The following is a 26,062-nucleotide window of genomic DNA, read 5'->3' on the forward strand; positions in this document are numbered from 1 at the left end:
CAGGAGTTATTGCTGTTGCTGCGGTTGTTGCACCGGCACAGTCACGGGCGCGATCAACAAGGCTCTGGGGTCAAGGCTCTGGCCGCCGGCAGGCGTGGCCGGGCTGGCCGGCAGCACCGGCGCGCCAGTATTGGGCAAGACCACGCTGGGGCCGGGCTGGGCGTTCTGCTGCAGCGAGCGGATGGACTCGTAGCGATCCAGCGTCAGTTGGTCGGCCGAGACCTGGCCGCGCATCACCACCGGGCGCAGGAAAACCATCATATTGGTCTTGACCCGCTTGCGGTTCTCGCTCTTGAACAGGCCGCCGATCCAGGGGATGTTGGCCAGGCCGGGAACGCCGTCTTGGCCGTCGCTGTACTCGTCCTTCATCAAGCCGCCCAGCACGATGATCTGGCCATCGTCCACCGCGACGGTGGTTTCTACCGAGGATTTGTCGGTGGTCGGGCCGGCGCTGCTGGCAAGTGCTTGCACCACCGAGGAGTTTTCTTGGTAAATGATCATGCGCACCGTGCCGCCTTCGCCGATCTGGCTGCGGATGCGCAGGGTCAGGCCAACGTCCTTGCGTTCGATGGTTTGGAAGGGGCTGACCGAGGAGCCGCTGTTGCCGGTGTTGGAATAGCTGCCGGTCACAAACGGCACGTTCTGGCCGATCACGATCTTGGCTTCTTCGTTGTCCAGCGCCACCAAATTGGGGGTGGAGAGAATGTTGCCGCCGGTCTGCGATTCGAGGAAGTTGGCGATGGCGCCCAGGGTGTAGCGGCCGCCCAGATTCTTCAGCACGCCGATGTTCAGGCCCTGGGGCGCGGCGGCCGAGGCCAGGGCGGTGGCCACACCGCTGGTGCCGCCGGCCACGGCCAAACTGCCGTTGATGATATTGCCGAGGCCAGAGCCGTAATTGGTGCCGATGCCGGGGATATTGGCGTCGCCTTTATTGCCGAACAGGTTCTGCCATTGCACGCCGAACTGCGCGGCCTTGCTGGCGTCGACCTTGACGATCATGGTCTCCACATAGATCTGGGCACGGCGCACATCCAGCTGGTCGATCACGCCGCGGATCTGGCGATACAGCGGCTCAGGCGCGGTGATGATGAGCGAGTTGGTGGCCGGATCGGCCTGCACAAAGCCGCCGGTTGAGGGCGTTTGTGAGGCCGCCACCGGGGTGGTGCTGGCGGCCGAGGTGCCGCCGCTGCTGCTGTTGTTCTGGCTGGCACCACTCAGCGGCGAGCTGCCCAGGCTATTGCCCAGCGAGTTGCTGCTACTGCTGCCGCCAGCGCTGCTGCCCGTGCTGCCACCGCCGGCGGAACCGCCCGAGGCAAAGGCCGCGCGCAGCACGGTGGCCAGCTTGGCGGCATCGGCGTTCTTCAGGTAGACCACGCGGATATTGCCGCCGGGGTTGTTGCTGTCGGCGCCGGGTTGGTCGAGCTTCTCGATCATGCTGCGCATGGTGGCCAGGCGGGCCGGGTTGGCGGCGCGCAGAATCAGCGCATTGCTGCGCGGGTCGGCCAGCACGCTCATGCTGCTGCTGGCTTGACCGGGCACGGCGGCCGCGCCGCCATCGGCCAGCTTTTGCACCAGCGCGGCGATGTCCGAAGCAATCGCATGCTTGAGCGGCACCACTTCCAGATCGGTGCTGCCGGGCGTGTCCATAGTCGCGATGATGCGGCCCAGGCGCTGCAGGTTCTCGGCGTAGTCGGTGATCACCAGGCTGTTATTGCCCGGGTTGGCATTGATGGTGTTGTTGGGGCTGATCAGCGGGCGCAGCACGGCCACCAGATTGTTGGCGTTCTCGTGATTGAGCTTGAAGATCTGCGTGATGATCTGGTCGCCGCGCACCGCGCTATTGCCGCCAATGGCCACCGAGCCGGCTTGTAGCTTGGCGTCCGCCTCGGGCACCACCTTGAGCAGGCCGGAGTTTTCCACCACCGTGAAACCCAGGCCGCGCAGCGCGGCCAGATAGTTGAGATAGGCCTCGCGCACGCTCACCGGCTGCTCGCTATAGACCGTGATCTGGCCTTTGACGCGCGGGTCGATGATGAATTGGCGATCCAGCATCACGCCCATGGCGCGGGTCACCGCCTCTAGATCGGCATTGACGAAGTTGAGCGTGACGGGGGTGCGTGACTTCAGTGCCGGGCTGTGGATGCGAGCGGCGGGGGATTGGCTGATATTGCCGTCGGCCGTCTGCGCCAGCGTCGGGCCGGCCAAGATCGACAAAGCCAGCAGCGACAAACCGGCGCGCTGCGGCGAACGACTTGTGTGACGTTTCTTATTCATGGTCATCCAATCGAAAATACGGAGCGCTCGCCTTGGCGGCGGCCGATGATGTTCAGCAGATTGTTCAGGGCGCCCTCGCGGCCCGGCGCGGCGCTGGCTTCAAGCCGGAAGCGCAGCTTGCCCAGGTTGACAGTGCCTTGGCCATTCAGGATCAGCGCGCCGTCCAGCGTGCTCAGGCGCAATTCGCTGATGCCGGCCTGGCTGGCGTCTTTGTCATCGGCCAGGATGCTGAAGCGGTAGCTGCCCAGCGGCGCCAGGGTGGAAACGCGCGAAGACACATTGAGCAAATCGAGGTCTAACTGGCCAAACTGGCGCCAGCGCCCTTGCACCCATTCCAGGCGGAAGTCGCGGGTGGACATGCGCATCGAACCACCCAGACGCAAGGTGTTCCAAGGCGTGCCCAGGCCAGCCAGCCAGCCGGCGGGCCAGCGGGCCAGCCAGTCGGCGCGGCTGCTCACCGCCACTTCAAAGCGACCCCAGCCGGGGCGCAGTTGCAGTTGAAGGTCGCCGTTGATGCAGCAGTCTTGCCGGGCTTGGAGGGCCAGCGCCCAGCCCTTGATGCTCATATCCCAGCTCAGGCGGCCGGGCAATTGGCTGGCGTCGCGGCTGCCTTCGCCGCCGGTCAGCACCAGCACGCCGCTGCCATGCCAGATGCTGCCGCGGGTGTCGGTGATCAATAAATGGCCATTGCTGGCGCTGGCCACGCCACGCGCCAGCCAGCTGGCGGGGGCGAAGACGATCAGCGCCACGCTCAGGCCCAGCAGGGCGCCAGCCACGCTCCAGCGCAGGCTGGCTTCACTGCGGGCGCGCTTGGCGGGTTCGACCTGCAAGGTGTCTTGCCACTGCGAAGGGGCCTCGCTGAACTGGGTCAGCGGGGCCGGGCGCGATTGGCGGCCGCGGCCAAGACCACGACCGAAAAGGCGGGCCAGTGCGGAGGGGCGCTTCATTGGCCGGCTCCGTTCAGGGTCAGCACCACGGTGCCGGTATAGCCTTTGGGCCCACGCTGCAACTGCGCTTCCACCGGGCGCACACGGGCGGCGCTGCGCACCTCGCCCAGCCAGGCCTGCAAGGCCTCGTTGCTGACGCCGTTGACGCTGAGCACGGCGCGGTCGCCGGCCAGGCTCAGCTTGGCGGCGGGGCCCAGATGTTCGCTGGCCGCTTGTAGGGCTTGCGCCGCTTGGGCTGCGGGCACGGGCGGGATGGCGCGCAACTCTCGCGCTTCCGTGGCCAAGGCTTGCATGTTTTGCAGCTGCAGATCCACCGCCTCCAGCTGTGCCGGGCTTTGCTGAATCACCCGCAGCGCGGGCTGTACGGCCACCAGCCACAGCAGCAGCAGGCCCAGGGTGCCACCGGCGATCTTGAGCAGCGTGCGCTCCCGCTCACCCAGCTGCTCCCAATGGGTTTTCACGCCGGCCAGGGATTGCTGCCAGGCGGGCTGGCGAGCCTTGTTATTGCTCTCGATACTCATGTCTTGTTAGCTCCGCCCTTGCCGGTCTTGTTGCGGCTCAGGGCCAGCTTGCCCTCGCTGGCTTCGAGCTGCCAGCCTTCGCTGCGCAGCTGGCTGCTGAATTGTTGAATTTGTGGCTCGCTCCAGCCGGCGGACGACAGCGTCAAGCGGCCGGGCTCGAAGCTCAGGCTGTCCACCGGGCCACGATCGGCCGGCCAAGCCATGGCGGCGGCGCCCAGCAGGGCTTCCAGGTCTTGTTCACCGGCGCGGCCCGCGCTGCTGCGCAGGGCCTCGGTTTCGCGCTGCATCTGCACCGGCGCATCAAGAATGGCGCGCACCTTGGGGAAGCTTTCCATCAAAACGCTGTCGAGCTGGGCGCGCCGGCTTTTCAGTTGCTGATGCTGCTGCCAGGCGACCAGGTTCAGCCCCAGCAATTGCACGGCCACCAAGCCAGCCAGGCCCCAGCGCACCGGGCGCCATTCGCGCCGCATCAAGCCACGGTAGAAATGGCGCAGGGCGCGGGTGCCGCGGGTGCGTTGAGCGAGTTCGAACTGGCGCAGGTCCCAGGGGTTGTCAATCACCCGCAGGGCGCGCTGGGCTGGGCTCAGCACGCTCACCGACGTGCCCAGCCAGACTTCGGCCGCAGCGGCCACTTCCGGGGCGGCCGTCCATTGCGAGGCTTGCACCAGCGCGGCGGGGAAGAGCTGGCGGCTCAGCCCGCCTTCCAAAGGCAGGTTGCTGACGCCCTCGGGGTGGCTCCAGCGCAGGGCCACCGGGCTGGTTTCGGTGCCGGTGGCGTAGAAATGCCCGCGTGGCGCTTCGGGCCAGGACAGGGGCGTGATGCGGTCCACAAAAACCTCGGCCGCTTCGAGCGTGCTGAGATGCTGGGCCAACCAGCTGCGCGAGCTGATGGCCACCCAGGCGGTGTCGCCGCCCATGGTTTCGGGTTCGATGGCGAAGTGCAGGCTCTCGGCATCATCCAGCAGCGCTTCTTCCAGCATGCCGGCCAGGGCCGTGCGCATTTGTCGGCCGGCCTTGGGCAGGGTGACGCGGCGCCAGGCCACATCGCTCTCGGCGGGGATCACGATCACCTGGTCGGCGCGTGGCAGCTGGGCGGCGCTCTGGCTGCCCTGGGTGCTGATCGTGCGGCCGTCGGCGCAGAAGAGGAAATCATAGTCGCGGTTGAGCGCGCTTGCTGCCGTGTGCCCCAGGCCTTCGTTGGACTGAACCGCGCGGCCTTGGGCTCGCAGGCGGCTGCGGGGCGGAAGGAAAACAAGCAAAGTACTCATGGGCGCAGATGAACGGGTACAGCGAAAACAGCAGTGACCGGGCCAATCACGCCGAGCGTGCTGGGACTGCCTGGGAAAGGCTGGCGCATTCTAGGAGGGGAAGATGGCTGATTTGCGTTTGCAGCCCTGGGGCAAACACTGTTTGTATCAATTCCGGAAAATTCCGCTCGCCACATCAGCGCTTGCTTTCCTTGGTTTCCTTGCCGTCCAGCACCTGATTGATGCGCTGGCGATCCAGCACAACCATGTCGAGCTGGTTGCGGTACACCAGTGAGCGCTCTTCCAGCACTCGCTCATCCAGGCGCATGCGGCCGCTGACGATGAAGTAAGAGCTGACGACATGCACACGGTCGCTGCTGATGACGGCCGTGCTGGGCAGATAGTTCTTCGCCTCTTGCGGGTCTTTCAGCGGCTGGGCTTGGCGGGCTTGCACCAGACGCTCGGCCGAGGCCAGATCAACGCCGTCCAGCACACCGGCAATCACTTCACGCGGCGCGGTGTTGAGGTTGACCGGCGTGGGCAGCGGCAGCAGGGTGAGCAGGGGGCGCAGGCGCTCGATCGTCTCGGCGCTGAGGCCGAACCAGCGCAGCTCGTCCAGATTGCGCGGCTGCAGCGGGCGCTCCTCATTGGGATCCGGGGCGCTGGCGGCCTCGCCCTTGATGTTGCCGCTGCCGGCAAAGGCGCGGCGCATCTTGGTGGCGATCAGGGTGGCCGTGCCGGGCGGGGCTTGGGCGCTTTCACACAGGCGCGCCAAGCTGCGCTGCTCCAAGGCCAGGGTGTCGGGGTCGGTCACCAGCAGATTGCGCAGGTTGTACTGGGCCTGAGCGTCGGTGATGCCGCCGGACAAAAAGGCTTCCACGCCATCATCCGTGGTTTGGCCGTCCAGCGCCAGGAAGCTGGAGATGCGGCCCTCGGCCACCGGCACGGCCCAGACCTCGTTGAGGTTGTCGGTGGGCGTGCTGCGGTTGCCGATGGCATCTTCCCGCAGGATCAATCGGGCCCAGTCCAGCGCGCCGCGCAGCATCAGGGCGGACTGGGCGCGCGAGCGCTCTGCCGCCTCGATCTGCACCGCGCGGTACTGGCGCCACACCATGGCCGAAGCCAAGCTGGCCACCAGGGTGACGATGATCATGGCCGTGAGCAAGGCGGCGCCTTGTTGCTGGTGCGGCGTCTGTTGGGGGGCGAGCAGGTGGCGGTTCATGGTCACGAGCCCAGCATGACTTGGCGGGTCAAGGGCCCGGAGAAACCACTGCCGGGTCCGAACTGCAGCACCATGCGCACGCCGCTGGGCAGTTGCTGGCGCTGGGTGACTGGACCGGGCTGGCCGGTGCCGGAGCCGCTGGCAGGCGGTGAGGGTGGCGTGGGCGCGGCCACATTGCCGCTGGACTGGGCATTGCTCCAGCTATTGCCGCGGAAGAAGTAGAGCTGCCAGCCCGTCACGCCTTCCAGCGCGCGCAGCTGGCCAGCGTCTTGGTTGATGCTCAGCTGGCTGCGTTGATAGCTTTCTTGCAGGGCGGTGTTGGTCTGAACTGGCAGGCCTTCCCAGCGGTACAGGGCGCCATTGCGCACCGTCCAGACCACCACCTGCACGCCTTCGGGCTGTTGGCGGGTCAGGCGCATGCTGGCGCCGTCAAAGGCCAGCGCATCGACCAAGGTGGAATCCTGTACCGAGCGCAGATCCTGCTCCCATTGCGCCACCACGGTTTGCAGGCGCATGCTTTGGTCCAGATGGGTTTGCGCGATCTCGCGGCTTTTCATCAGGGCGTCCAGGCCCTGCCAGGAGATCATGGCCATGGTGGCCATCACCACCAGGGCGACGAGGACTTCGACCAGGGTGAAGCCACGGTTGTGCAACGCTGTTGGGCGGGCCATCAATAGCGCCCCATGATGGCGCTGAGCACCAGCCGATGTCCGTTGTCGGGGTCGCTGACCACCGCATCGACCCGGCGCAAATTGGCGTTCGGCGTGGCGCGCACCACCAGATTGCCCTTGAAGACATGGCCCAGCTGCTCGCAGCTGAATTCGGAGTCGCCGATGCTGGGGAATTGCTTGTTCAGACGCAACTCGTTCAACTGATTGTCCGCGCACCATTGCGCCGAACTGATGCTGCGCAGGCGCTCGGCGTTGTCGGTCAGGGCGCCGGCGGCTTTGATGCCAGCGCCGAGCGCGATCGCGACGATCACCAGGGCCACCAGCACCTCGATCAGGGTGAAGCCGCGCTGGGCGGCCAGTCGCTCAGGGCGCATTGCTGCTGTGGGAGATTTCAAACGGGGCCAGCCCATCGGTGCTCACGGTGAGTTGTTGACTGCCCAGCCGCAGGCGCAGTTGCTGCGCGCCAATCATCGGCTCGGGGCCCAGGCGCACGCTGCGGGCATTGGCGATTTCGACATTGACCGCCTCGCCCAACCAGCGGCGCGGCAGCTGAATGCGCGCGGGCAGGCCGACAAAACGAAACTGGTCAGCGCTGCCGGCGAGCTCGACCGGGGTCCACTGCACATTCAAACCAGCGGCTCGGCTTTCGGCTCGGGCGGTTTCAAACAAGGCCACCAGGCGCTCAGCCTCGCGCTCCAACTGCGCCGCCGCCGGGTCGCGCAGCGACAGACTCACCGTGGCCGCCGCGATGGCGATCATCGCCACCACCACCAGCAACTCGATCAGCGAGAAGCCGCGGGATGACCCTGTGATCGCCGTACGGCTTTCAAGCCGTCCGCCGGGCAGCCCCAAGGACGGCGCGGCCAAGCCCTTGCTGGGCCAACCCTGCAAGGGCTTGGATCCCCCCGGGGGATCGACTGTGTACCCGCAGGCGAGGGGCATCTTTATTGCCAGGACCCGATATCCGCATCATTGCCTTCGCCACCGGCGCGGCCATCGGCGCCGAAGCTGTAGACGTCGATCTCACCTTTGATGCCGGGGTTGGCGTATTGGTAAGGGCGTCCCCAGGGGTCGTTGGGCAGCTTTTCGATATAGGGCTTCCAGTTCGGCGGCGGGGTGCCGGCGGTGGGCTTGCGCACCAGGGCGTCCAGGCCTTGATCGGCGCTGGGGAAGCGCTGGTTGTCCAGCTTGTAGAGCTTGAGCGCTTGCATCAGATTGTTGACGTCGGTGCGGGCTGCCGTCACGCGAGCATCGTCAGCGCGGTTGAGCACATTGGGCACGACCAGGGCGGCCAGCACGCCGATGATGACCAGCACGACCAGCAATTCGATCAGGGTGAAGCCGGCGTGGCGGCGACCCTTGCGCGCGGCGGCCGGCTGGGCGAGGGCAGCAGAGAAAACTTGTGTTGACATAGAGGCGGTGGCTGGCGAGGTGAAAACGGTGGAACGAACGAACCAACAAGGGATCGAACGATGACGCAAGAAACAAGGCGCTCGGCTGGCCGCGTAAATCATGCAGCTTGGCCGGGCAAGGTCAGCGCTTGAATCATAATCCGCCCATGCTTGCACGAATGATGGCTTTTGTAGTGTGGGGCCTGCTGGCCTGCAGTGGCACTTACTGGTTGATCCAGTTGTGGGCCAAGCCCTTGCTGACGCCGGCGCAAGCCTTGCCTGTCAGCGAACAGGGCGTGGCGCAGGCCGACCTGACGCGCTTGTTCGGTGCCCCGGCGCCCGTGCAGGTGGAAGCCGCCCCGGCGCTGGAGAGCCGCTTCAAGCTGCTGGGCGTGGTGGCCCCCACCAATGTGCAACTCAGCCGTGCTGGTGAGGGCTTGGCCTTGATCGCGGTGGACGGCGTGGCGCGCACGGTGCGCGTCGGCGCGGTGTTGGACGGCGATTTGCGCCTGATGGCACTCGACAAGTATTCCGCCAGCTTCGGCGCCAACGGCGTGGTCAGCATGACTTTGCAGATGGCGCAGCAAGCCCCTGCCGCCACTGGCGCGTTGCCCCCGGCTCAGCCATCTGCGACCAATCTGGGTGGTGTTCAGGTGCTTGGAGGCTTGCCGGCGCCCCCGCCCATGCCTGTGCAAGGCATGAACGCGCCGTCGCAGCAAATCGGCAATGAGCAGCAGGGCGTCGTTGACCCCTCGGGCTTGCCGACCCGTTAAACGCGCAAATCTTTGTCAGGCCTGATCAGCGCGTCCCGCGCGATCAACAGGGCCGGCCGCTTAAAAATTGAGCGGATTGTCCACGGCCTGAAACAAGGTCGGCGGCAAGCCCGGGCCGGACGGCTCAAACCCTGGCGTATGGGCTTCATGTAGATCGGTCAGCAAGGCGGCCGCGCTGCGAATCATGGGCCAAGCCAAGGCGGCGCCGGTGCCGTCGGCGCTTTCCATCCCTAACTCCAGCAAGGCCGAGGCGTGAAACAAGGCCAGGGCTTCGTCCAGGCCGCGATGGGTGTGGCTGCGGCAGAACACCGCGTAATCGGTCACCGGCGGGGCGATGCGGGCGGCCAGCTTGAGGGCGGCGCAGGCGGTCATGCCGTCGACGATGATCAGGCTGCGTTTGGAGGCGGCCACCAGCATCACGCCCACCATCACCGCGATCTCGAATCCGCCGAAAGCCGCCAAGACCTCCATCGGGTCGCTGACATCACGGTGACGTGCCTGCGCGGCATGCAGCACGCCAAGCAGATGGGTCAGCTCGTCCTGGCGCATGTCTGGGCCGGAAATGACGAAGTTCTGCACCGGGCACTCCATCAGGCGCGACAGCACCAGGGCCGCACTTTCGGCCGAGCCTTGGCCCATACCTGCGCAGGCCAGCGCGTTGCCGGGCAGCTTGTCGGCGATTTCCATGCCGACGCGCACGCCGGCATGGGCTTGCTCCAGGCTCATGGCCGGGCCGGCCTTGCAATTGCGGGTGCCATGCGCGATCTTGCGAGACACCAGACGTGGATGAGGCGCCATGATCTCGGCAATGCCGCAGTCAATCAAATTGAGTTGCAGGCCCTGCAGGCGCGCGAGCACGGCCAAGGGCAGACGGTTGCCCAGCGCCATTTGGGCTTGTTCGCGGGTGCTGCGCCCCCACTGGCTGCCCACACCGTTGACCACCAGGCCATGGTCGGCGGCAAAGATGGCCAGCACCGGGTCGCGAAACCGCGGGCTCAAGTTGTTTTGCACCAACCCCAGGCGTACCGCCAGGGGTTCCAACTCACCCAGACCGCCGGCAATGCTGCCGTGCTGCTCGACCCGCTCGCGTAGCGCTCGTTCCAGCTCAGGATTGGCGGTGGGCGAGATCAGGGACTGTTGGATGGGCATGGCGAGCGGGCTACATCAGGCCTGGTTGAGTCCGGCTAACTCGAAGGTTAGCGCAAGAAGAAACGATAGACCGGATTCTGGCTCTCATCCTCAAAGGGGTAGTTGAGCGAATCCAGAAAGCGCTTGAAGGCCGCATTGTCACTCTTAGGTACTTGCAGGCCAACCAGGATGCGGCCGTAGTCGGCGCCTTGGTTGCGGTAGTGGAACAGACTGATGTTCCAGTCCGGGTGCATGCTGGAGAGGAAGCGCATCAGCGCGCCGGGGCGCTCCGGGAAGATGAAGCGGTAGAGCCGCTCATCGCGGGCCAGCTCGCTACGCCCGCCCACCATATGCCGCACATGCTGCTTGGCCAGCTCGTTATGGGTCAGGTCGGTGGCGGCAAAGCCGGCCTTGGCGAAGGCTTTCAGCAGCTTGGGTGATTCTTCACGGTTCTGGGTGGCGATGCCGACGAAGACATGGGCTTGGGCGGCATCAGAGATGCGGTAGTTGAACTCGGTGACGCTGCGCGGGCCCAGTAGCTCGCACAGGCGCTTGAAGCTGCCTTGCTGCTCGGGGATGGTGACGGCGAAAAGTGCCTCGCGGTGCTCGCCCACCTCGGCCCGTTCGGCCACAAAGCGCAGGCGGTCAAAGTTCATATTGGCGCCGCAGGTGATTGCTACCAAGGTCTTGCCCTTGAGGCCGTGCTCCGCGGCATATTGCTTGAGGGCGGCCACGCCCATGGCGCCCGAGGGTTCCAGGATGCTGCGGGTGTCCTCGAACACATCTTTGATCGCCGCGCAGACGGCATCGGTGTTGACCACCACGAAGTCGTCCACCAAGGCCTTGGTGATGCGGAAGGTTTCTTCGCCCACTAGTTTGACCGCGGTGCCATCGGCAAATAGTCCCACATCGGCCAGTTGCACCCGCTTGCCGGCGCGCACCGATTGCAGCATGGCGTCGGAATCCACCGTCTGGACGCCGATCACCTTGATCTCGGGCCGCACGGCCTTGATATAGGCGGCCACACCGGAGATCAAGCCGCCGCCACCGATGGCGACGAACACCGCGTCGATAGGGCCTTGGTGCTGGCGCAGGATTTCCATCGCCACCGTGCCTTGGCCGGCAATCACATCGGGGTCATCGAAGGGGTGGACGAAGCTCAGGCCTTCGGCTTTCTCGATCGTCAGCGCGTGGGCGTAGGCATCTGAATAGCTGTCGCCCATCAGCACGACTTCGCCGCCCATGGCCTTGACCGCATTGACTTTGACCAAGGGCGCGGTGACCGGCATCACGATGACGGCGCGGCAACCCATTTTCTTGGCGGCCAGGGCCACGCCTTGGGCATGGTTGCCGGCTGAGGCGCAGATGACACCCTTGGCCAACTGCTCGGCCGTCAGATGGGCCATCTTGTTATAAGCGCCGCGCAGCTTGAAACTGAAGACGGGCTGCTCGTCTTCGCGCTTGAAGAAGACCTTGTTGCCTAGGCGCTTGGAGAGGCTTTTGGCCGGCGTCAGCGCGGTCTCGACGGCGACGTCGTAGACCTTTGCGTTCAGGATGCGCTGCAGATAGCTATTGCCTTCGGGCGCAAAACTGGGCAGCTGGGGGCTGGCGGGGCTTGTTTTGCTCTTTGTCTTGCGCGGGCGGGCGGGGGCAACCATGAACTCTCCATTGCACTGCTATTGCAGCGCAGCATGATAAGTCAGGGCTGCGTGGGAGCTCCGTGCACTACCTGGTTGAGCCGACTTCCTGCTCCGGGCGAGGGGGGGCTTGAAGGTCGAGCGAGACGTCGTCCTGTGGCGCGGTGGCGAAAAAAAGCCCGAACTCTTGCGAGTCCGGGCTGAATCCACCATGGAGGCGGTGGAGGAGACAAACGGTGCGAACCGAAATCTGTGTCGGAGGCGGGCATGTTTACTGCCTCCTCACCAATCTCATACGCTTGGCTAAAATTCTACTCGCAAGCTATGCTGCACCGCAATAAATTCGCGTGAAATTTGTCGGGTTCTGTCTCTAAAACTTAAGAGGCGCCGGGCGAATGCGCTCACTTCTCGGAGATTTCAATGGAATGCACGATTGATTGGATGGGCGCCGGCGGCATGGCCTTTGTGGCCGAAACGGGCAGCGGCCATATGTTGACCATGGACGGCGCGCCCGATGGTGGCGGCCGTAATTTGGCGCCGCGCCCGATGGAAACCGTTTTGGCTGGCACCGGCGGCTGCACAGCCTATGACGTGGTGTTGATTCTCAAGCGCGGCCGCCACGATGTGCGCGGCTGCCAGGTCAAGCTCAAGGCCGAACGTGCTGATACCGAGCCCAAGGTGTTCACCGCTATCCATATGCACTTCGTGGTGACGGGGCGAGGGCTCAAGCAGGAGGTGGTGGAGCGCGCCGTGGCCCTGTCGCATGAAAAGTACTGCTCGGCCAGCATCATGCTGGGCAAGACGGCGGCCATCACGACCTCGGTGGAACTGGTGGACGTTGCCGAGGCCTAAATGGGCGCTTCGGCGCGCGCGGCCCGCTCAGATGTAGTGAGCGGTGCGCGTCATCACGCTAGCGGCGACCTTCATGGCTTGCTTCACCGGCGCGGGTAGTAGTTGCGCTCCTGCTGCCATTGCCTCAGCGGCGTGGTGGGCTTCTTCTTCCTTCATTTGCGCGACGATGGCCCGCGAGGCGAAGTCGCCCGCGGGCAGGCGATCCAAATGGCTGGCCAAATGTTGCTCGACCTGGTTTTCGGTCTCAACCACGAAGCCGAGACTGGTTCGGTCGCCCGCCAAGCCGGCGAGGCAGCCGATGCCGAAAGCGCCGCCATACCAAAGCGGAGTGAGATAGCTGCGATGGCTATCCAGTTCGTCCAGGCGCTGTTGGGTCCATGCCAAGTGGTCCAGTTCCTCACGCGCAGCCTGTTCGAAATGGGACTTGAGTTGCGGATTGCGGCTCATCAAGGCTTGTGACTGGTAAAGCGCCTGGGCGCACACCTCGCCGACATGGTTGACCCGCATCAGTGCGGCGGACAGGGCGGCCTCCGCGCTGCTCAGTGGCGCCGCAACAACGCCCTCGGGGTGTGGTTCGGTGGGCATGGGGCGTGCCGCGCTGGGCTTGCCGAACATGGTGTTCAAGCCATGTTGCGCGCTGGCCAGCAACTGGTCGAGCCGGGAAAGTGGTGGGCGAAGCGTCATGGTGGAGCCGGTCTTTGCATCATCAAGTTGCTCGGCAGTTTACGGGCGACACCGCGATTGAGTGCTAATAAATGGAAACTACTCTTAGCATTGTGTCTAGTTTGTGATAAGGCACTTTCGTTGTGTCACCACAACGTAAACCCTATATTTCGAGGCGTGCATGCCGGAACAGGCTCATTCGTCTGGTGAAATACGGCAACTTCCACTGAGGGGGTTGGTCCGGTGGGCTCTTTGCTGAGTCTTGCTGATCGGGACCTCGTTGAATTCTTAGGAGCTATCAAATGAAGAAATCTCTAGTCGCACTGGCCGTCCTCGGCTCTTTCGCTGGTGTTGCCGCCGCTCAATCGTCGGTGACCCTGTTCGGCGTGGTTGACGCTGCAGCCCGTTACACCTCGGCCAACGGCCAAGACCTGTACAGCCTGGCTTCCGGTGGCAACACCACCAGCCGCCTGGGCGTGCGCGGTGTTGAAGACCTGGGTGGCGGCCTGAAGGCTAGCTTCTGGTTGGAAACCCAAGTCAACGTTGACGCCGGCACCGCTGCTGGTTCCGATGGCAAGTTCTGGGGCCGCCGCGCTACCGTCAGCCTGTCGGGCGACTTCGGTACCGTGAACCTGGGCCGTAACAAGAACTCCACCAAGCTGGCTTATGAGGATTTCGATCCTACGTCGGCAACTGGTCTGGGCAGTGTTGAAAACCTGATCAGCAACCTGGGTTCGACCGCTGGTCTGGGTCGCTATGACAACCAAGTCACCTACGTTCTGCCTGGCAATCTGGGTGGTTTCTACGGTTCGGTGGACGTGGCTGCTGGCGAAGGCGCCGCTATGGGCAAGTCCTACAGCGGCCGCGTGGGCTACAAGGTTGACGCTATCAACGTCAGCGCTGCCTACATGGAAACCGGCGTGAACACCAAGTTCAAGCTGATGACCGTGGGTGGTTCGTATGACTTCGGCATCGTCAAGCCTTCGCTGATGTACACAACGACCGAATTCGGCGCTGCCAAGCAAGAAGTTTGGACCGCAGCCGTGACCGCTCCTCTGGGCGCTGGTTCGGTGTGGGCTTCGTACAGCGACGCTGCTGACAAGAGCACCGTGTCGTCGACCAAGTACAAGGCCAACCAAATCGCTGCTGGTTACATCTACAACCTGTCCAAGCGTACCGCTCTGTACACGACCGTGTCGCTGATCGACAACGGCGCAGCTGCTAAGTTCGCAGTTGCTAACTCGCCTGCTGTTGCAGCCGACGGCCGTTCCGGCGGTTTCGATCTGGGCGTGCGTCACAGCTTCTGATCGAGCATTCAAGCTTTCGCTTGATGCCTAAAAAGCCACCTTCGGGTGGCTTTTTTCGTTTCCGCAGCGCTGCAAGTCTCCTGAGGGACAGGGTTAGCTCTTGTTGGTCAGGCGCAACGACAGCCCCCGATTTTCCTGTGCTTACTACAGAATGGGGCAGCGGCATCCATTCCAAACAGGAGACATCGATATGAAAAAGACTGCCTTGATCTTGAGCCTTTTGGCGGCCAGCACCTCTGGTGCATGGGCGCAATCCAGCGTGACCATGTACGGTATCGTCGATGCGGGTGTGCGCTACATCAGCAATTCGGGAACTGCTCCGGGCACGGGCGCCTTGTGGCAAGTGATTCCCGGTGGCATGTCGCAAAGCCGTTTGGGCTTCAATATCACCGAAGATATGGGCGGAGGCTTGAAGGCCATCGCCAATTTGGAACATCGCTTGAATTCTGATACAGGAACCGCCGCAGCGGCCGATTTCTGGCGTCAATCCTGGGTTGGTCTGCAGTCCGCTGACTTTGGTCGCATCACCGTGGGTCGTCAGTACAACGTGCTGTTCGATATCTACACGTCGACTTATGCTTCATTCAAGTACTCGCCTTATATCGAGGCGTACAAGCCAGAAATCGGCCTGTCCATGGGCGCGCGTCAGGACAATATGGTCAAGTACCTGATTGAAGCAGGTGGCCTGCGTGGTGAGGTGCAGGTGAGTGCTGGCGAGGGCAATTCGCAGAACAAGTCCTTGGGCGGCATGTTGCGCTACCAGATGGGTGAGTTCTCGGTGGGTGGCGGCTATCTGGAAGTGACCGATACGGCCAGCAAGAAGGTCAAGGGCGCCACGGTGGGTGCCGCTTGGACCAGCGGCCCATGGTATTTGAATGCTTCCTGGGCGCAGAACAAGTTTGACAAGGGCAGTCTCTTGGGCGGGGCTTATACCGCCGGTTTGATTGGTGCTGGTGTGTTGAATGGTGCTGCCAACGATGTGAATCAGCGTGATATGTACGCTGCTGGCGTGACCTATCAACTCACGCCCCAGATCAACTTGGGTGGTCACTACTGGCGTGCCGATCAGACGCATTTCTTGTCTGGACCGAATAAGAGTAACGCGGACTACGTTGCTGCGGTGGCCGACTACGCCTTCTCCAAGCGCACCGATGCCTACGCAGAATTCGACTACACAAAGTTCAGCAATGGCTATGTGAAGTTTGCTAACGGTGCCACGCACCGCTACGGCGCCACCGTGGGTGTGCGCCATCGCTTCTAAGTTCTGAAGCGATTTGCCTGGCCATAGGCGTGGCCAGGCAATTTCAAGCAAGGGCCGCTGCGCGGCCCTTTTTTATTGTGGCCGACCGGTTGCTGGTTCAGGTAGGCGCCATACTTAGCCATGAGTACGTTTAAGTTTTTTCATAAGTGCCACTTGGCTCGGGTGCTTGTGCTGTCGAGCAGCGTGGCTCTCGCGTCATGCGCTTGGCAGCCGACAAGGCCGGAGCTGAGCCAAGGCACCGAGTCGGCGGCGGCTGGCGCCCTGCGCGAGTGGTCCTCCCGCGAATTGCCGGGCAAAAGCGCGACCCAGTATTCGCTGATCGAACGGGCCGGCCGCCCCTGTGTGCTGGCCCAGGCCAATAAGTCCGCCAGTCTGTGGCGGCGCGGCATGAAGCTGGGGCCCGATCAGCTGGCTGGCTTGCAGTTCGATTGGTGGATTGGCAGCTTTGCCGATACCGCCAGTGTGACCAGCGCGCAGACCGATGACGCGCCTGCCCGGCTGCTGCTTGGCTTCGATGGCGAAGTCGAGCGCTTGTCGATGCGCAATCGCATGCAGTTCGACCTGGTGCAGACCTTGACGGGCGAGGCGCCTCCTTATGCCTTGCTGATGTATGTTTGGGACGCCTCAGCCCCGGTTGACACCTTGGTGGTCAGCACCCGCAGTGATCGCATCCGCAAGATCGTTGTGGGCTCCGGTCCGCGCAGTGCCGAGCACAAGGGCTGGGTGCGTTTGCAGCGCGATGTGGCGGCTGACTTTGCCCGCGCATTTGGCGAGATGCCTGGCCCGCTGATCAGCATGGCCTTGATGACTGATGGTGATAACACCCGCAGTCGCTCGGAGGCCTGCTATGGCAACATCATGCTCCGCGATCACCAGGGTCAGGTCTTGCCTGGTAGCTTGCAAATGTGAGGGTGGCAGTTCAATCCTTGGTTTTCGGCTTTGCGGATAGCTGCTGGGCTGGATAGTCTGTCAGGCCTTCGCAAACATCACACACATCGCACGGCGAAAGCATTGCCAGCCCCGACTCAGGGCTTACCCCTTTGTTCTTGGGGCCGGACTTAGACATCATCGCCACTTCTTCTCTTCTCGGGAATCTTGCCCGGCGCGTCTCGCTGCCGGTGCCTGCCGCCGCTTCTCACGCATGCTAGTTTTCGTTCTCCGCCGCCTGGCCCAGGCCATCATCGTGATGCTTTCGGTGGCGTTCATTGCCTTCATGCTGTTTCAGTATGTGGGGGACCCCGTCACCAATTTGCTGGGTCAGGACGCCACACAAGAGCAGCGCGACTCTCTGCGGCGCGATCTGGGCTTGGACGCCCCGTTCCCGGTGCAGTTCGCTCGCTTCATCGGCAATGCGGTGCAAGGCGAGTTCGGCCTGAGTCTGCGCCAGGGGCGCAAAGTGTCCAGCTTGATTGCTGAGCGCTTTCCGGCCACGCTGGAGCTGTCATTGGTGGCGGCACTGATCGCGCTGGGCGTCGGCATTCCGTTGGGGGTCTACGCGGCCCTGCGGCGCGGCAAGGCCAGTTCGCAGTTGCTGATGATGTTGTCTTTGCTGGGCGTCTCACTCCCCACGTTTCTGATCGGTATTTTGCTGATTCTGGTGTTCGCGGTCTGGCTAAAATGGCTGCCCAGCTTCGGCCGCGGTGATGTGCTGGCCTTTGGCTCCTGGACCACCGGGCTCTTGACCGCCGATGGCCTGCGCCATGTGCTCTTGCCCGCCATTACCTTGTCGGTGTTCCAGCTCACCTTGATCATGCGTTTGGTGCGGGCGGAGATGCTGGAGGTGCTGCGCACCGATTACATCAAGTTCGCCCGCGCGCGCGGACTCAGCAATAACGCGGTTTACTTCGGCCACGCCTTGAAGAACACACTGGTGCCCGTGATCACCATCACCGGCCTGCAACTCGGCTCCTTGATTGCTTTTGCCATCATCACCGAGACCGTGTTTCAGTGGCCCGGCATGGGACTGCTCTTCATTCAGGCTGTTCAGTTCGCCGACATTCCGGTGATGGCGGCCTATCTGTGCCTGATCTCATTCATTTTCGTCACCATCAATCTCTTGGTGGATTTGCTTTATTTCGCGGTTGATCCGCGCTTGCGTGTTGAGGGCAAGGCCCACTGATGATGAGCAATCCTTCTGGGGCATCGACCCCTGCGTCTGCCGCTGTCAAAGCGCCCGGCGCCCTGGCGCGTTTTCTGGACGGCGATGTCTGGCACTCCTTCAAGTCCTCGCCGGTTGCGATCGTGGCGGCCTTGGTGGCGCTGGTCTGCGTCATTTGCGCGGTCTTCGCCGATGTGGTGGCGCCGCACAACCCCTTTGATCTGGCCTCGCTGGAGCTGATGGACTCGCGCTTGCCGCCGGCCTGGATGGAGGGTGGCAGCAGCAAATACCTGTTGGGCACCGATGACCAGGGTCGCGACTTGCTCTCGGCCTTGATGTATGGCGCGCGCATCTCTTTGTTTGTGGGCCTGGCCTCGGTATTGGTGTCCATGGTGATTGGCGTTGGCCTAGGCTTGTTGGCTGGCTTTGTGGGCGGCAAGGTGGATGCCTTCATCATGCGCATCTGCGATGTGATGCTGTCTTTCCCGTCCATCCTGGTGGCGCTGCTGATCGACGGTGTTGGTCGCGCCATGTTCCCTAACGCCCATGATGCACTGGCTTTCGGGGTGCTGATTCTGGCCATCTCGCTGACCGGCTGGGTGCAATACGCGCGCACGGTGCGCGGCTCCACCATGGTGGAGCGCAACAAGGAATATGTGCAGGCGGCCCGTGTGATCGGCGTCAGCTCGGCCCGCATCATGCGCCGCCATGTGCTGCCCAATGTGCTGGGGCCGGTGATGGTGTTGGCCACCATCCAGGTGGCCTCGGCCATCATCACCGAAGCGACCCTGTCATTCCTGGGTGTGGGTGTGCCGCCCACCAGCCCCTCGCTGGGCACCTTGATCCGCGTCGGCAATGACTTTTTGTTCTCCGGCGAATGGTGGATCACCATCTGGCCCGGCTTGATGTTGGTGCTGATCGCGCTCAGCGTGAATTTGCTGGGTGACTGGCTGCGCGACGCGCTCAATCCCCGTTTACGTTGAACGTTATGAGCACTCCGCTTCTTGAAGTACGCCATCTGCGCGTGGAATTCCCCGGCCGGCGCGGCACCTTGCTGGCCCTGGATGACATCAGCTTTGATATTGCGCCGGGTGAGATTCTCGGCGTGGTGGGCGAGTCCGGCGCGGGCAAGTCCCTGACCGGCGCGGCCATCATCGGCTTGCTCGATCCGCCGGGGCGCATCGCCGGTGGCGAGATCTTGCTGCAGGGACAGCGCATCGACAACCTGCCTTACGAGCAGATGCGCAAGATCCGCGGCCGCCAGATCGGCGCGATCTTTCAAGACCCGCTGACCTCGCTGAACCCGCTTTACACCGTGGGCCAGCAGTTGATCGAAACCATCACCACTCACCTCGATCTGAGTCAGGCGCAAGCCCGCCAGCGTGCGATTGAGCTGCTGGCGCAGACCGGCATTCCGGCCCCCGAGGCGCGCATCGACCAGTATCCCCACCAGTTCTCCGGCGGCATGCGCCAGCGTGTTGTGATCGCCTTGGCGCTCGCCGCCAATCCCAAATTGATCGTGGCCGATGAGCCGACGACCGCGCTGGATGTGTCCATCCAGGCGCAAATCATTGCCTTGCTCAAGCGGGTCTGCAAAGAGCAGGGCGCGGCCGTGATGCTGGTGACCCACGATATGGGCGTGATCGCCGAAACCTGTGATCGCGTGGCCGTGCTGTATGCCGGCCGGGTGGTTGAGGTCGGCCCGGTGGCCGAAGTGATTCACCATCCCGCGCATCCCTACACGGCGGGCTTGATGGGCGCCATTCCCGCCATGGACGAAGACCGTGAGCGTTTGCTGCAAATTGATGGCGCCATGCCGCGCCTGAATGCCATCCCGACCGGCTGCGCCTACAACCCGCGTTGCCCACAGGTGTTTGAGCGCTGCCGCAGCGAGCGGCCCGAGCTGCGGCCGGTGGGCCAGACACAAGCCGCCTGCTGGCTGAGCGAAGTGAAGGAGGCGCGCGCATGAGTGCCTCTGAAGTCCTGATGCAGCCCTTGGTGGAGGTTCAAGACCTGGCCAAGACTTTTGATGTGTCGGCGCCTTGGTTGAACCGGGTGCTGGAGCGCAAGCAGCGCCAGTTCGTCCATGCGGTGGACGGGGTGAGCTTCAGCATTGGCAAGGGCAAAACGCTGGCGCTGGTGGGCGAGTCGGGCTGCGGCAAGAGCACGGTGGCGCGCTTGTTGGTGGGGCTTTACCCGCCCACCCGTGGCACGGTCAGCGTTGACGGCCTGGACATTGCCAAGACCCTGGCCTCGCCCGGTGCCCTGGCCTTGCGCCGGCGCATGCAGATGATTTTTCAGGATCCCTATGCCTCGCTGAATCCGCGTTGGAAGGTGCAAGACATCATTGCTGAGCCGCTGCGCGAGCATGGCTTGATCGGCAGCGAAGCGGAGTTGCGCGCGCGGGTGGCCGAACTTTTGCTGTCGGTGGGTTTGGCCGCGGCGGATGCCGAGAAATTCCCACACCAGTTTTCGGGCGGTCAGCGGCAGCGCATCTCGATCGCCCGGGCGCTGGCGACGCAGCCGGAGTTTTTAGTCTGCGACGAGCCGACCTCGGCCTTGGATGTGTCTGTGCAGGCCCAGGTGCTCAACATCATGAAGGATTTGCAGCGCCAGCGTGGGCTGACCTATCTGTTCATTTCCCACAACCTCGCCGTGGTGCGCCATGTGGCGGATCAGGTTGGTGTGATGTATTTGGGTCGCTTGGTCGAGGTGGCCGACAAGGCCGAACTATTCGCCCGGCCGCGCCATCCCTACACCCGCATGCTGCTGGACGCGATCCCGGACATCCATATGAGCGGGCGCGCCCGCACGCCGGTGCAGGGCGAGGTGCCGAATCCGCTGAGCCCGCCCTCGGGTTGTAGTTTCCACCCGCGCTGCCCGCATGCCAATGAACGCTGCCAGCGCGAGCGCCCGCAGATGCTGGAATTCCAGGGCGTGCGCGTGGCTTGCCACGCGGTGCAAGAAGACCGGATTGCTTGAGCCTTGCCGGCTTGGGTTGCGCCGGCTTTTTGCTGCCGGTGCTAGGTCAGCGTGGCGCCAGAACTGGGGCCGAGGCCGCAGAACCTGATGCTGCTGCCGCGCCCGTCGCTGGTTTCACTGCGTCCTGAGGGAGGGTGAGGGCGCCTTTTTGCCCGCAGCCGGTCAGTGTTACAAACAGGGCGGCAAGCAGCAGCTGAGCGCCTCGGCAAGACCCTGATGCGGCCTCGGGCTGGGCTTGCGGGCCTACACTGCGGGATGATTTTTCGTGATTCATCTTGGAAGTTTAGCCCTCATGTCGCTTGATCATCCCGCCGCTGCAGTTGCCGCACCCGCTGCCACCCCTTTGACAGACGTCGAGTACGCCGCCCGCACCCGCGCCGTCTTGGATCGCATCGAGGCGCAGGTCGATCAATGGCTGGACGCTGATGTCATCGATATCGACAGCCACCGCTCCGGCGGCCTGCTGGAGTTGAGCTTTCCTGACCGCAGCAAAATCATCATCAACACCCAGGCCCCGCTGCAGGAGTTGTGGCTGGCGGCAAAGGCGGGCGGCTACCACTTCCGCTTTGTGGCTGGCGCATGGCTGGACACCAAGACCAGCAGCGAGTTCCACGCCCATTTGTCCAGCCTAGCCTCCGCGCAGGCTGGGAAGGCGCTGACTTTCTCAGCGCTTGAATAGATCGAGGATGCTCTTCTTTTCTTCCTCGGTGCCGGCCGCCGGCAGCTTGCTTTCATCACCGGCCAGGCTGCGCACACCCTGGTTGCCGCTGTACTCGTCGTAGTACCACTCGCCACCGACGTTGACGAGGCCTTCTGGGGCTGCAGGCTCCTGCACCGGCTTGCCGCGTAGGGCAAAGTTCATGTATTCGATCCACACGGGGAGAGACAAGCCGCCGCCGGTTTCCCGGTCGCCCAGCTTGCGTGGCTGGTCATAGCCGATCCACACCACGGCCACCACTTCCTGCTGGTAGCCAGCGAACCAGGCGTCCATCGAATCATTGGTGGTGCCGGTTTTGCCGTAGATATCGGGGCGTTTGAGCTGCGCTTGCGCCTTGGCAGCCGTGCCGCTGCGGGTCACTTCTTGCAACAAGCTGCTCATCATGAAGGCATTGCGGGCCTCGATGACGCGGCTCTCTTCGCCTGCATCGGCTTGCGGCGCCTCGTACAAGAGCTTGCCCTTGTTGTCGGTCAGCTTGGCGATCAGCTGTGGCGCGACGCGCAAGCCGCCGTTGGCAAAGACCGCAAAGCCTTGCGCCATCTGCATGGGCGTGACCGAGCCAGCGCCCAGCGCCATGGTGAGGTAGGCGGGGTGCTTCTCGGCCTCGAAGCCGAAACGCGTCACCCATTGCTGGGCATAGTGCACGCCGATGGAGTTGAGCACCCGGATCGACACCATGTTTTTGGATCGAGCCAGGGCGCGGCGCATCGTCATTTGGCCTTCAAAGGTGCCGTCGTAATTCTTGGGCTCCCAGGGCTGGCTGCCGGTGCTGGTGGCATCGAAGAACAGCGGTGCGTCGTTGACGATGGTGGCCGGCGTGAAGCCTTTTTCCAGCGCGGCCGAATAGATGAAGGGCTTGAAGCTGGAGCCCGGCTGGCGCCAGGCCTGCGTCACATGGTTGAACTTGTTCTTGGCGTAATCAAAGCCGCCCACCAGGGCGCGCACGCGGCCGTTGCGCGGATCCAGCGCGATGAAGGCGCCTTCGACCTCGGGCAGTTGGGTGATAGTCCATTCGTCCTTGCCGGCCCGGGTGGATTTGATGACCCGGATGATGGCGCCTCGCCGGATGCGAGTCTTGGGGTTGCCCTTCTCGGCCAGGCCGGAGGTGGCTGGCTTCAGGCCTTCGCCACTGATATTGACCAGCTCGCCGCTTTGCAAGGCCGCCACCACTTTTTTCGGATCGGCCTGCAGCACCACGGCTGCCAATAGTTCGTCATTGGCGGGGTGATCGGCCAAGGCCTCGGCAACGCGCACATCTACATCTTTGGGCTCAGCCGGCAGGTCGGCATAGGCCTCGGGGCCACGGTACACCTGGCGGCGCTCGTAGTCCATGATGCCGCGGCGCAGGGCGCGGTAGGCGGCGGTCTGTTCATCCGCCCGCAGCGTCAGGTAGACGTTCAGGCCACGGGTGTAGGCGTCTTCACCGTATTGGCTGAAGATCAGTTGGCGGGCGGCTTCGGCCACGTACTCGGCATGCGGCAGCGATTCATTGACCGTGCGGTAGCGCAGCACCTCGGCCTTGGCCGCGTCGCGCTGATCGGCCGTGATGTAGCCGTTCTCCAGCATGCGCTCGATGATGTATTGCTGGCGAATATTGGCGCGGCGCGGGTTGTTGATCGGGTTGTAGGCCGAAGGGGCCTTGGGCAGGCCGGCCAGCATGGCGGCCTCGGCAATGGAGACGTCCTTCAGGGGCTTGCCGAAATAGATCTCACTGGCGGCGGCAAAGCCGTGTGCCCGGTGACCCAGAAAGATCTGGTTCATATAGATCTCGAGAATCTTCTCCTTGCTGAGCGCGTTCTCGATCTTCAGGGCCAGCAAGATCTCGTAGATCTTGCGCGTCAGGGTCTTTTCGGTAGATAGGTAGAAATTGCGCGCCACCTGCATCGTGATGGTGGAAGCGCCTTGGCTGCGTGACTCGCCCACATTGGCCAGCCCGGCGCGGATCACGCCCAAATAGTCAACCCCGCCATGCTGATAGAAGCGCGCGTCTTCAATCGCCAGCACGGCGTCTTGCATGACCTTGGGGATGTCTTTGATGGACTGGTAGTTGCGGCGCTCTTCGCCAAACTCACCCAGCACCAGTCCATCGGCCGACATCACGCGCATCGGCAGCTTGGGCCGGTAGTCGGTCAAGCCGCTGATGTCCGGCAAATTCGGGTAGGCCAAGGACAATGCCAGGGCGGCCAACAGAGCAATGCTCAGCACCATGGCCAGTGCCAGACCGCTAAGCCAAAGCAGGCTCTTGCCAATCAACGACGCCACAGGATGAGCCTTGGCGGAACGGGACTCAGTGTTGGATTTCTGAGTGGATTTCTTCTGGGTGTCGCTCATGGGCCTCCGAATGAGTGCGGCCATTATAGAAACAGCGGCTAAGCCTGATTTGTGGCCGGCCAGCGTAAGTGGCCCATGTGTTGTCGGCCCAATAGCGAGTTCGCCGAGGCCCGCAGAGCGAGGCGAGCCGCGCTTGTCAAATGGGTTTTGCCTTGTTTTTCCGGCTTTTGCCTGGGCTTCGGCCGTGTATGTTTCGCAACGTGGTGTTACTTTCTATGCAGGGCGTTTCTTGGGAACTCAAGGGCTTTGCTGCTAGCATTCAAGTAACTTATTAACAGTCCGGGCCAAAAACGCTGGGGGATTCGGGGCGTGGGAATACTTGACGTACTTTTAAGGCGTAAACATCCGCCGATGATAGGCTTGGATATCAGTTCAAGCAGTGTCAAGTTGGTGGAGTTGAGCCAGGCGGCCAACGGCGATATGGTGCTGGAACGACTGGCCACGGAGTCATTCGAGAAGGGGTGGATCACTGACGGCCAAATCGAGAAATTCGACGAGGTGGCCGATGCGGTGCGCCGCGTTGTGGCTCGCAGCGGTTGCAAGACCCGCGACGCCGTTCTGGCCATGCCTCAGTCGGCCGTGATCACTAAGAAAATCATGCTGCCCGCCGGCCTGCGCGATGAAGAATTGGAAATCCAGGTCGAGGCCGAGGCCAATCAATACATCCCGTTCTCTCTGGACGAGGTGAGTCTTGACTTCTGCGTTATCGGGCCCAGCCCGACCTCGGTCGGTGATGTCGAGGTGCTGATCGCCGCCTCACGCAAGGACCGCGTGCAGGACCGCCAAGGCCTGGCCGAAGCGGCGGGCTTGCGCCCGGTGATTCTGGACATTGAATCGCACGCCTCGCGCATGGCCATGGGCCGCTTGATTGCCAATTTGCCGGGTGCCGGCAAGGACGCTTTAGTGGCCTTGTTCGAGATTGGCGCCGACACCACCAGCCTCAAGGTGCTGCGTGATGAGGAGATGCTTTACGACCGCGATCAGGCTTTCGGCGGCTCTCAATTGACGCAATTGATATCGCGTCAATACGGGTTTTCATTTGAAGAGGCCGAGCAGAAGAAACTCGCCAACGATCTGCCGGAGGATTTTGAGACGGTGGTTTTGAATCCCTTTGTCGATAGCCTGTCGCAAGAAATTGGTCGCGCTTTGCAATACTTTTTTACAAGTACGCCGCATCACAAGGTTCACTACGTGATGCTGGCCGGTGGTACCGCCACATTGCCGGGCCTGAAGGAGCGGGTGACTGAATTGACGGGCTTTGCTTGCATGGTGGTCAATCCATTTGAAAACATGTCCCTGGGCGCGGCGGTGCGCGAATCCAAACTGCAGCGTGAGGCGCCGGCTTATCTGACGGCATGTGGCTTGGCGATGCGGAGGTTTTTCCAGTGATCCTGATTAACCTTCTTCCTTACCGTGAAGAAAAGCGCAAGCGCCGCAAGAATGCATTTTTTGCCGGTCTGGGCCTTGCGGCCTTGGTCGGCGTTGGCGTGTTGACGGCTACTTATTTGCTGCTGCAGTACCTGACCTCGGAGCAGCAGAATCGCAATCAGTACCTGAGCGGTGAAATTGCCCGGCTTGACGAGCAAATCAAGGATATCGCCAATTTGCGCTCTGAAATTGAAGCGCTGAAGTCCCGCCAGCGCGCGGTGGAAGATTTGCAAACCGACCGCAACACCCCCGTGCAACTGCTCAATGAGTTGGCTCAGCACACGCCGGAAGGCGTTTACCTGACCGGCATCCGGCAGGCCGACAAGGTGGTGACGGTCACCGGCATCGCCCAGACCAATGAGCGCGTGTCGGAGTTCTTGCGCAACACTTCGCGTCATTCCGAATGGCTGGATCGGCCTGAACTGGTGGAGGTCAAGGTAGCCAATCTGAGCACCAGTGGCCGTGATCAGAAGCGTTTGTTCGATTTCTCCATGAAGATCTCGATCAAAGAGCCAGTCCGCGATACGCAAGCCAAAGATGGCAAGGATGGCCTGCCTGGCCAGGCCCGCGGTGCCAGCGCGCCGGCGGCCCAGAAACCCTAAGCCGCAGGC

At 63.0% G+C, this 26,062-nt stretch carries 26 protein-coding genes; 12 read left to right on the plus strand and 14 right to left on the minus strand.

The features are described 5' to 3' along the window. Nucleotides 1-6: 6 nt before the first annotated feature. The 9 genes from gspD to gspG form a co-directional block, all read right to left on the minus strand. The gene (gspD, locus tag AABB87_RS11695) at nt 7-2,274 is read right to left on the minus strand and encodes a type II secretion system secretin GspD (protein ID WP_341971411.1); all 2,268 of its coding nucleotides are present in this window, start codon (nt 2,272-2,274) and stop codon (nt 7-9) included. Between the two features lie 2 nt (nt 2,275-2,276). Then, on the minus strand, nt 2,277-3,221 hold the full coding sequence (locus AABB87_RS11700; RefSeq protein WP_341971412.1) for a type II secretion system protein N: 945 nt from the start codon (nt 3,219-3,221) through the stop codon (nt 2,277-2,279). Continuing rightward, nucleotides 3,218-3,742: a type II secretion system protein GspM gene (gspM, locus tag AABB87_RS11705; RefSeq protein WP_341971413.1), complete on the minus strand. Its 525-nt coding sequence runs from the start codon at nt 3,740-3,742 to the stop codon at nt 3,218-3,220. The genes AABB87_RS11700 and gspM overlap by 4 nt, the downstream gene beginning before the upstream one ends. Beyond that, nucleotides 3,739-5,010, minus strand: a complete 1,272-nt coding sequence (gene gspL, locus AABB87_RS11710; RefSeq protein WP_341971414.1) for a type II secretion system protein GspL — start codon at nt 5,008-5,010, stop codon at nt 3,739-3,741. The genes gspM and gspL overlap by 4 nt, the downstream gene beginning before the upstream one ends. A gap of 175 nt (nt 5,011-5,185) precedes the next feature. Continuing rightward, complete coding sequence (gspK, locus tag AABB87_RS11715; RefSeq protein ID WP_341971415.1) at nt 5,186-6,211, minus strand: type II secretion system minor pseudopilin GspK; 1,026 nt, start codon at nt 6,209-6,211, stop codon at nt 5,186-5,188. Between the two features lie 2 nt (nt 6,212-6,213). Then, complete coding sequence (locus AABB87_RS11720) at nt 6,214-6,882, minus strand: PulJ/GspJ family protein (RefSeq protein ID WP_341971416.1); 669 nt, start codon at nt 6,880-6,882, stop codon at nt 6,214-6,216. Continuing rightward, nucleotides 6,882-7,256 carry a type II secretion system minor pseudopilin GspI gene (gspI, locus tag AABB87_RS11725; RefSeq protein WP_341971417.1) on the minus strand — a complete coding sequence of 125 codons (375 nt, stop codon included), beginning with the start codon at nt 7,254-7,256 and terminating at the stop codon, nt 6,882-6,884. The genes AABB87_RS11720 and gspI overlap by 1 nt, the downstream gene beginning before the upstream one ends. After that, a complete protein-coding gene (locus tag AABB87_RS11730; RefSeq protein WP_341971418.1) occupies nt 7,246-7,773 on the minus strand; it encodes a prepilin-type N-terminal cleavage/methylation domain-containing protein in 528 nt (175 codons plus the stop codon). The genes gspI and AABB87_RS11730 overlap by 11 nt, the downstream gene beginning before the upstream one ends. A gap of 53 nt (nt 7,774-7,826) precedes the next feature. Continuing rightward, nucleotides 7,827-8,294, minus strand: coding sequence for a type II secretion system major pseudopilin GspG (gspG, locus tag AABB87_RS11735; protein WP_058720796.1), 468 nt, complete (start codon nt 8,292-8,294; stop codon nt 7,827-7,829). Nucleotides 8,295-8,440: 146 nt separating this feature from the next. Here gspG and AABB87_RS11740 point away from each other — a divergent pair, with 146 nt between their 5' ends. Then, on the plus strand, nt 8,441-9,046 hold the full coding sequence (locus tag AABB87_RS11740; protein WP_341971419.1) for a hypothetical protein: 606 nt from the start codon (nt 8,441-8,443) through the stop codon (nt 9,044-9,046). Between the two features lie 60 nt (nt 9,047-9,106). Here the strand turns inward: AABB87_RS11740 and AABB87_RS11745 are convergent, their stop codons facing one another. Together AABB87_RS11745 and ilvA are read right to left on the minus strand one after the other, a co-directional pair. Continuing rightward, a complete protein-coding gene (locus AABB87_RS11745; protein ID WP_341971420.1) occupies nt 9,107-10,195 on the minus strand; it encodes a nicotinate-nucleotide--dimethylbenzimidazole phosphoribosyltransferase in 1,089 nt (362 codons plus the stop codon). 47 nt (nt 10,196-10,242) lie between these two features. Continuing rightward, the gene (ilvA, locus tag AABB87_RS11750) at nt 10,243-11,832 is read right to left on the minus strand and encodes a threonine ammonia-lyase, biosynthetic (RefSeq protein ID WP_341971421.1); all 1,590 of its coding nucleotides are present in this window, start codon (nt 11,830-11,832) and stop codon (nt 10,243-10,245) included. A 399-nt stretch (nt 11,833-12,231) separates the two neighbouring features. Here ilvA and AABB87_RS11755 point away from each other — a divergent pair, with 399 nt between their 5' ends. After that, nucleotides 12,232-12,663, plus strand: coding sequence for an OsmC family protein (locus AABB87_RS11755; protein ID WP_341971422.1), 432 nt, complete (start codon nt 12,232-12,234; stop codon nt 12,661-12,663). Between the two features lie 27 nt (nt 12,664-12,690). Here the strand turns inward: AABB87_RS11755 and coq7 are convergent, their stop codons facing one another. Next, nucleotides 12,691-13,347: a 2-polyprenyl-3-methyl-6-methoxy-1,4-benzoquinone monooxygenase gene (gene coq7, locus AABB87_RS11760; protein ID WP_341971423.1), complete on the minus strand. Its 657-nt coding sequence runs from the start codon at nt 13,345-13,347 to the stop codon at nt 12,691-12,693. A 281-nt stretch (nt 13,348-13,628) separates the two neighbouring features. On the opposite strand from coq7, the gene AABB87_RS11765 reads away from it, so the two are divergent. The 7 genes from AABB87_RS11765 to AABB87_RS11795 all read left to right on the plus strand — a co-directional run bounded on the left by AABB87_RS11765 (nt 13,629) and on the right by AABB87_RS11795 (nt 20,974). Further along, a complete protein-coding gene (locus AABB87_RS11765; protein WP_341971424.1) occupies nt 13,629-14,633 on the plus strand; it encodes a porin in 1,005 nt (334 codons plus the stop codon). 190 nt (nt 14,634-14,823) lie between these two features. Then, a complete protein-coding gene (locus tag AABB87_RS11770; protein ID WP_341971425.1) occupies nt 14,824-15,894 on the plus strand; it encodes a porin in 1,071 nt (356 codons plus the stop codon). Between the two features lie 183 nt (nt 15,895-16,077). After that, entirely contained in the window at nt 16,078-16,803 is a 726-nt protein-coding gene (locus tag AABB87_RS11775; RefSeq protein ID WP_341971426.1) for a DUF3047 domain-containing protein, read from the plus strand. Between the two features lie 232 nt (nt 16,804-17,035). Next, complete coding sequence (locus AABB87_RS11780; RefSeq protein WP_341971427.1) at nt 17,036-18,013, plus strand: ABC transporter permease; 978 nt, start codon at nt 17,036-17,038, stop codon at nt 18,011-18,013. 2 nt (nt 18,014-18,015) lie between these two features. Continuing rightward, the gene (locus tag AABB87_RS11785; RefSeq protein ID WP_341971504.1) at nt 18,016-18,975 is read left to right on the plus strand and encodes an ABC transporter permease; all 960 of its coding nucleotides are present in this window, start codon (nt 18,016-18,018) and stop codon (nt 18,973-18,975) included. A gap of 5 nt (nt 18,976-18,980) precedes the next feature. Then, nucleotides 18,981-19,961, plus strand: a complete 981-nt coding sequence (locus tag AABB87_RS11790; RefSeq protein WP_341971428.1) for an ABC transporter ATP-binding protein — start codon at nt 18,981-18,983, stop codon at nt 19,959-19,961. Beyond that, the gene (locus AABB87_RS11795) at nt 19,958-20,974 is read left to right on the plus strand and encodes an ABC transporter ATP-binding protein (RefSeq protein WP_341971429.1); all 1,017 of its coding nucleotides are present in this window, start codon (nt 19,958-19,960) and stop codon (nt 20,972-20,974) included. The genes AABB87_RS11790 and AABB87_RS11795 overlap by 4 nt, the downstream gene beginning before the upstream one ends. 46 nt (nt 20,975-21,020) lie before the next feature. Here the strand turns inward: AABB87_RS11795 and lptM are convergent, their stop codons facing one another. Beyond that, entirely contained in the window at nt 21,021-21,248 is a 228-nt protein-coding gene (gene lptM, locus AABB87_RS23070) for an LPS translocon maturation chaperone LptM (RefSeq protein ID WP_445944859.1), read from the minus strand. 18 nt (nt 21,249-21,266) lie between these two features. Here lptM and cyaY point away from each other — a divergent pair, with 18 nt between their 5' ends. Then, nucleotides 21,267-21,653: an iron donor protein CyaY gene (cyaY, locus tag AABB87_RS11800; protein WP_341971430.1), complete on the plus strand. Its 387-nt coding sequence runs from the start codon at nt 21,267-21,269 to the stop codon at nt 21,651-21,653. On the opposite strand, the gene AABB87_RS11805 is transcribed toward cyaY, so the two are convergent. Further along, nucleotides 21,639-24,023: a penicillin-binding protein 1A gene (locus tag AABB87_RS11805; RefSeq protein WP_341971432.1), complete on the minus strand. Its 2,385-nt coding sequence runs from the start codon at nt 24,021-24,023 to the stop codon at nt 21,639-21,641. The genes cyaY and AABB87_RS11805 overlap by 15 nt on opposite strands. Nucleotides 24,024-24,374: 351 nt before the next feature. On the opposite strand from AABB87_RS11805, the gene AABB87_RS11810 reads away from it, so the two are divergent. Continuing rightward, a complete protein-coding gene (locus tag AABB87_RS11810; protein ID WP_341971433.1) occupies nt 24,375-25,412 on the plus strand; it encodes a pilus assembly protein PilM in 1,038 nt (345 codons plus the stop codon). Further along, nucleotides 25,409-26,053 carry a PilN domain-containing protein gene (locus AABB87_RS11815; RefSeq protein ID WP_341971434.1) on the plus strand — a complete coding sequence of 215 codons (645 nt, stop codon included), beginning with the start codon at nt 25,409-25,411 and terminating at the stop codon, nt 26,051-26,053. Before AABB87_RS11810 ends, AABB87_RS11815 begins: the two co-directional genes overlap by 4 nt. Nucleotides 26,054-26,062: the final 9 nt, after the last annotated feature.

The organism is Roseateles sp. PN1 (assembly GCF_038419725.1).
In the GTDB taxonomy this organism is placed as follows: Bacteria; Pseudomonadota; Gammaproteobacteria; order Burkholderiales; family Burkholderiaceae_C; genus Paucibacter_A.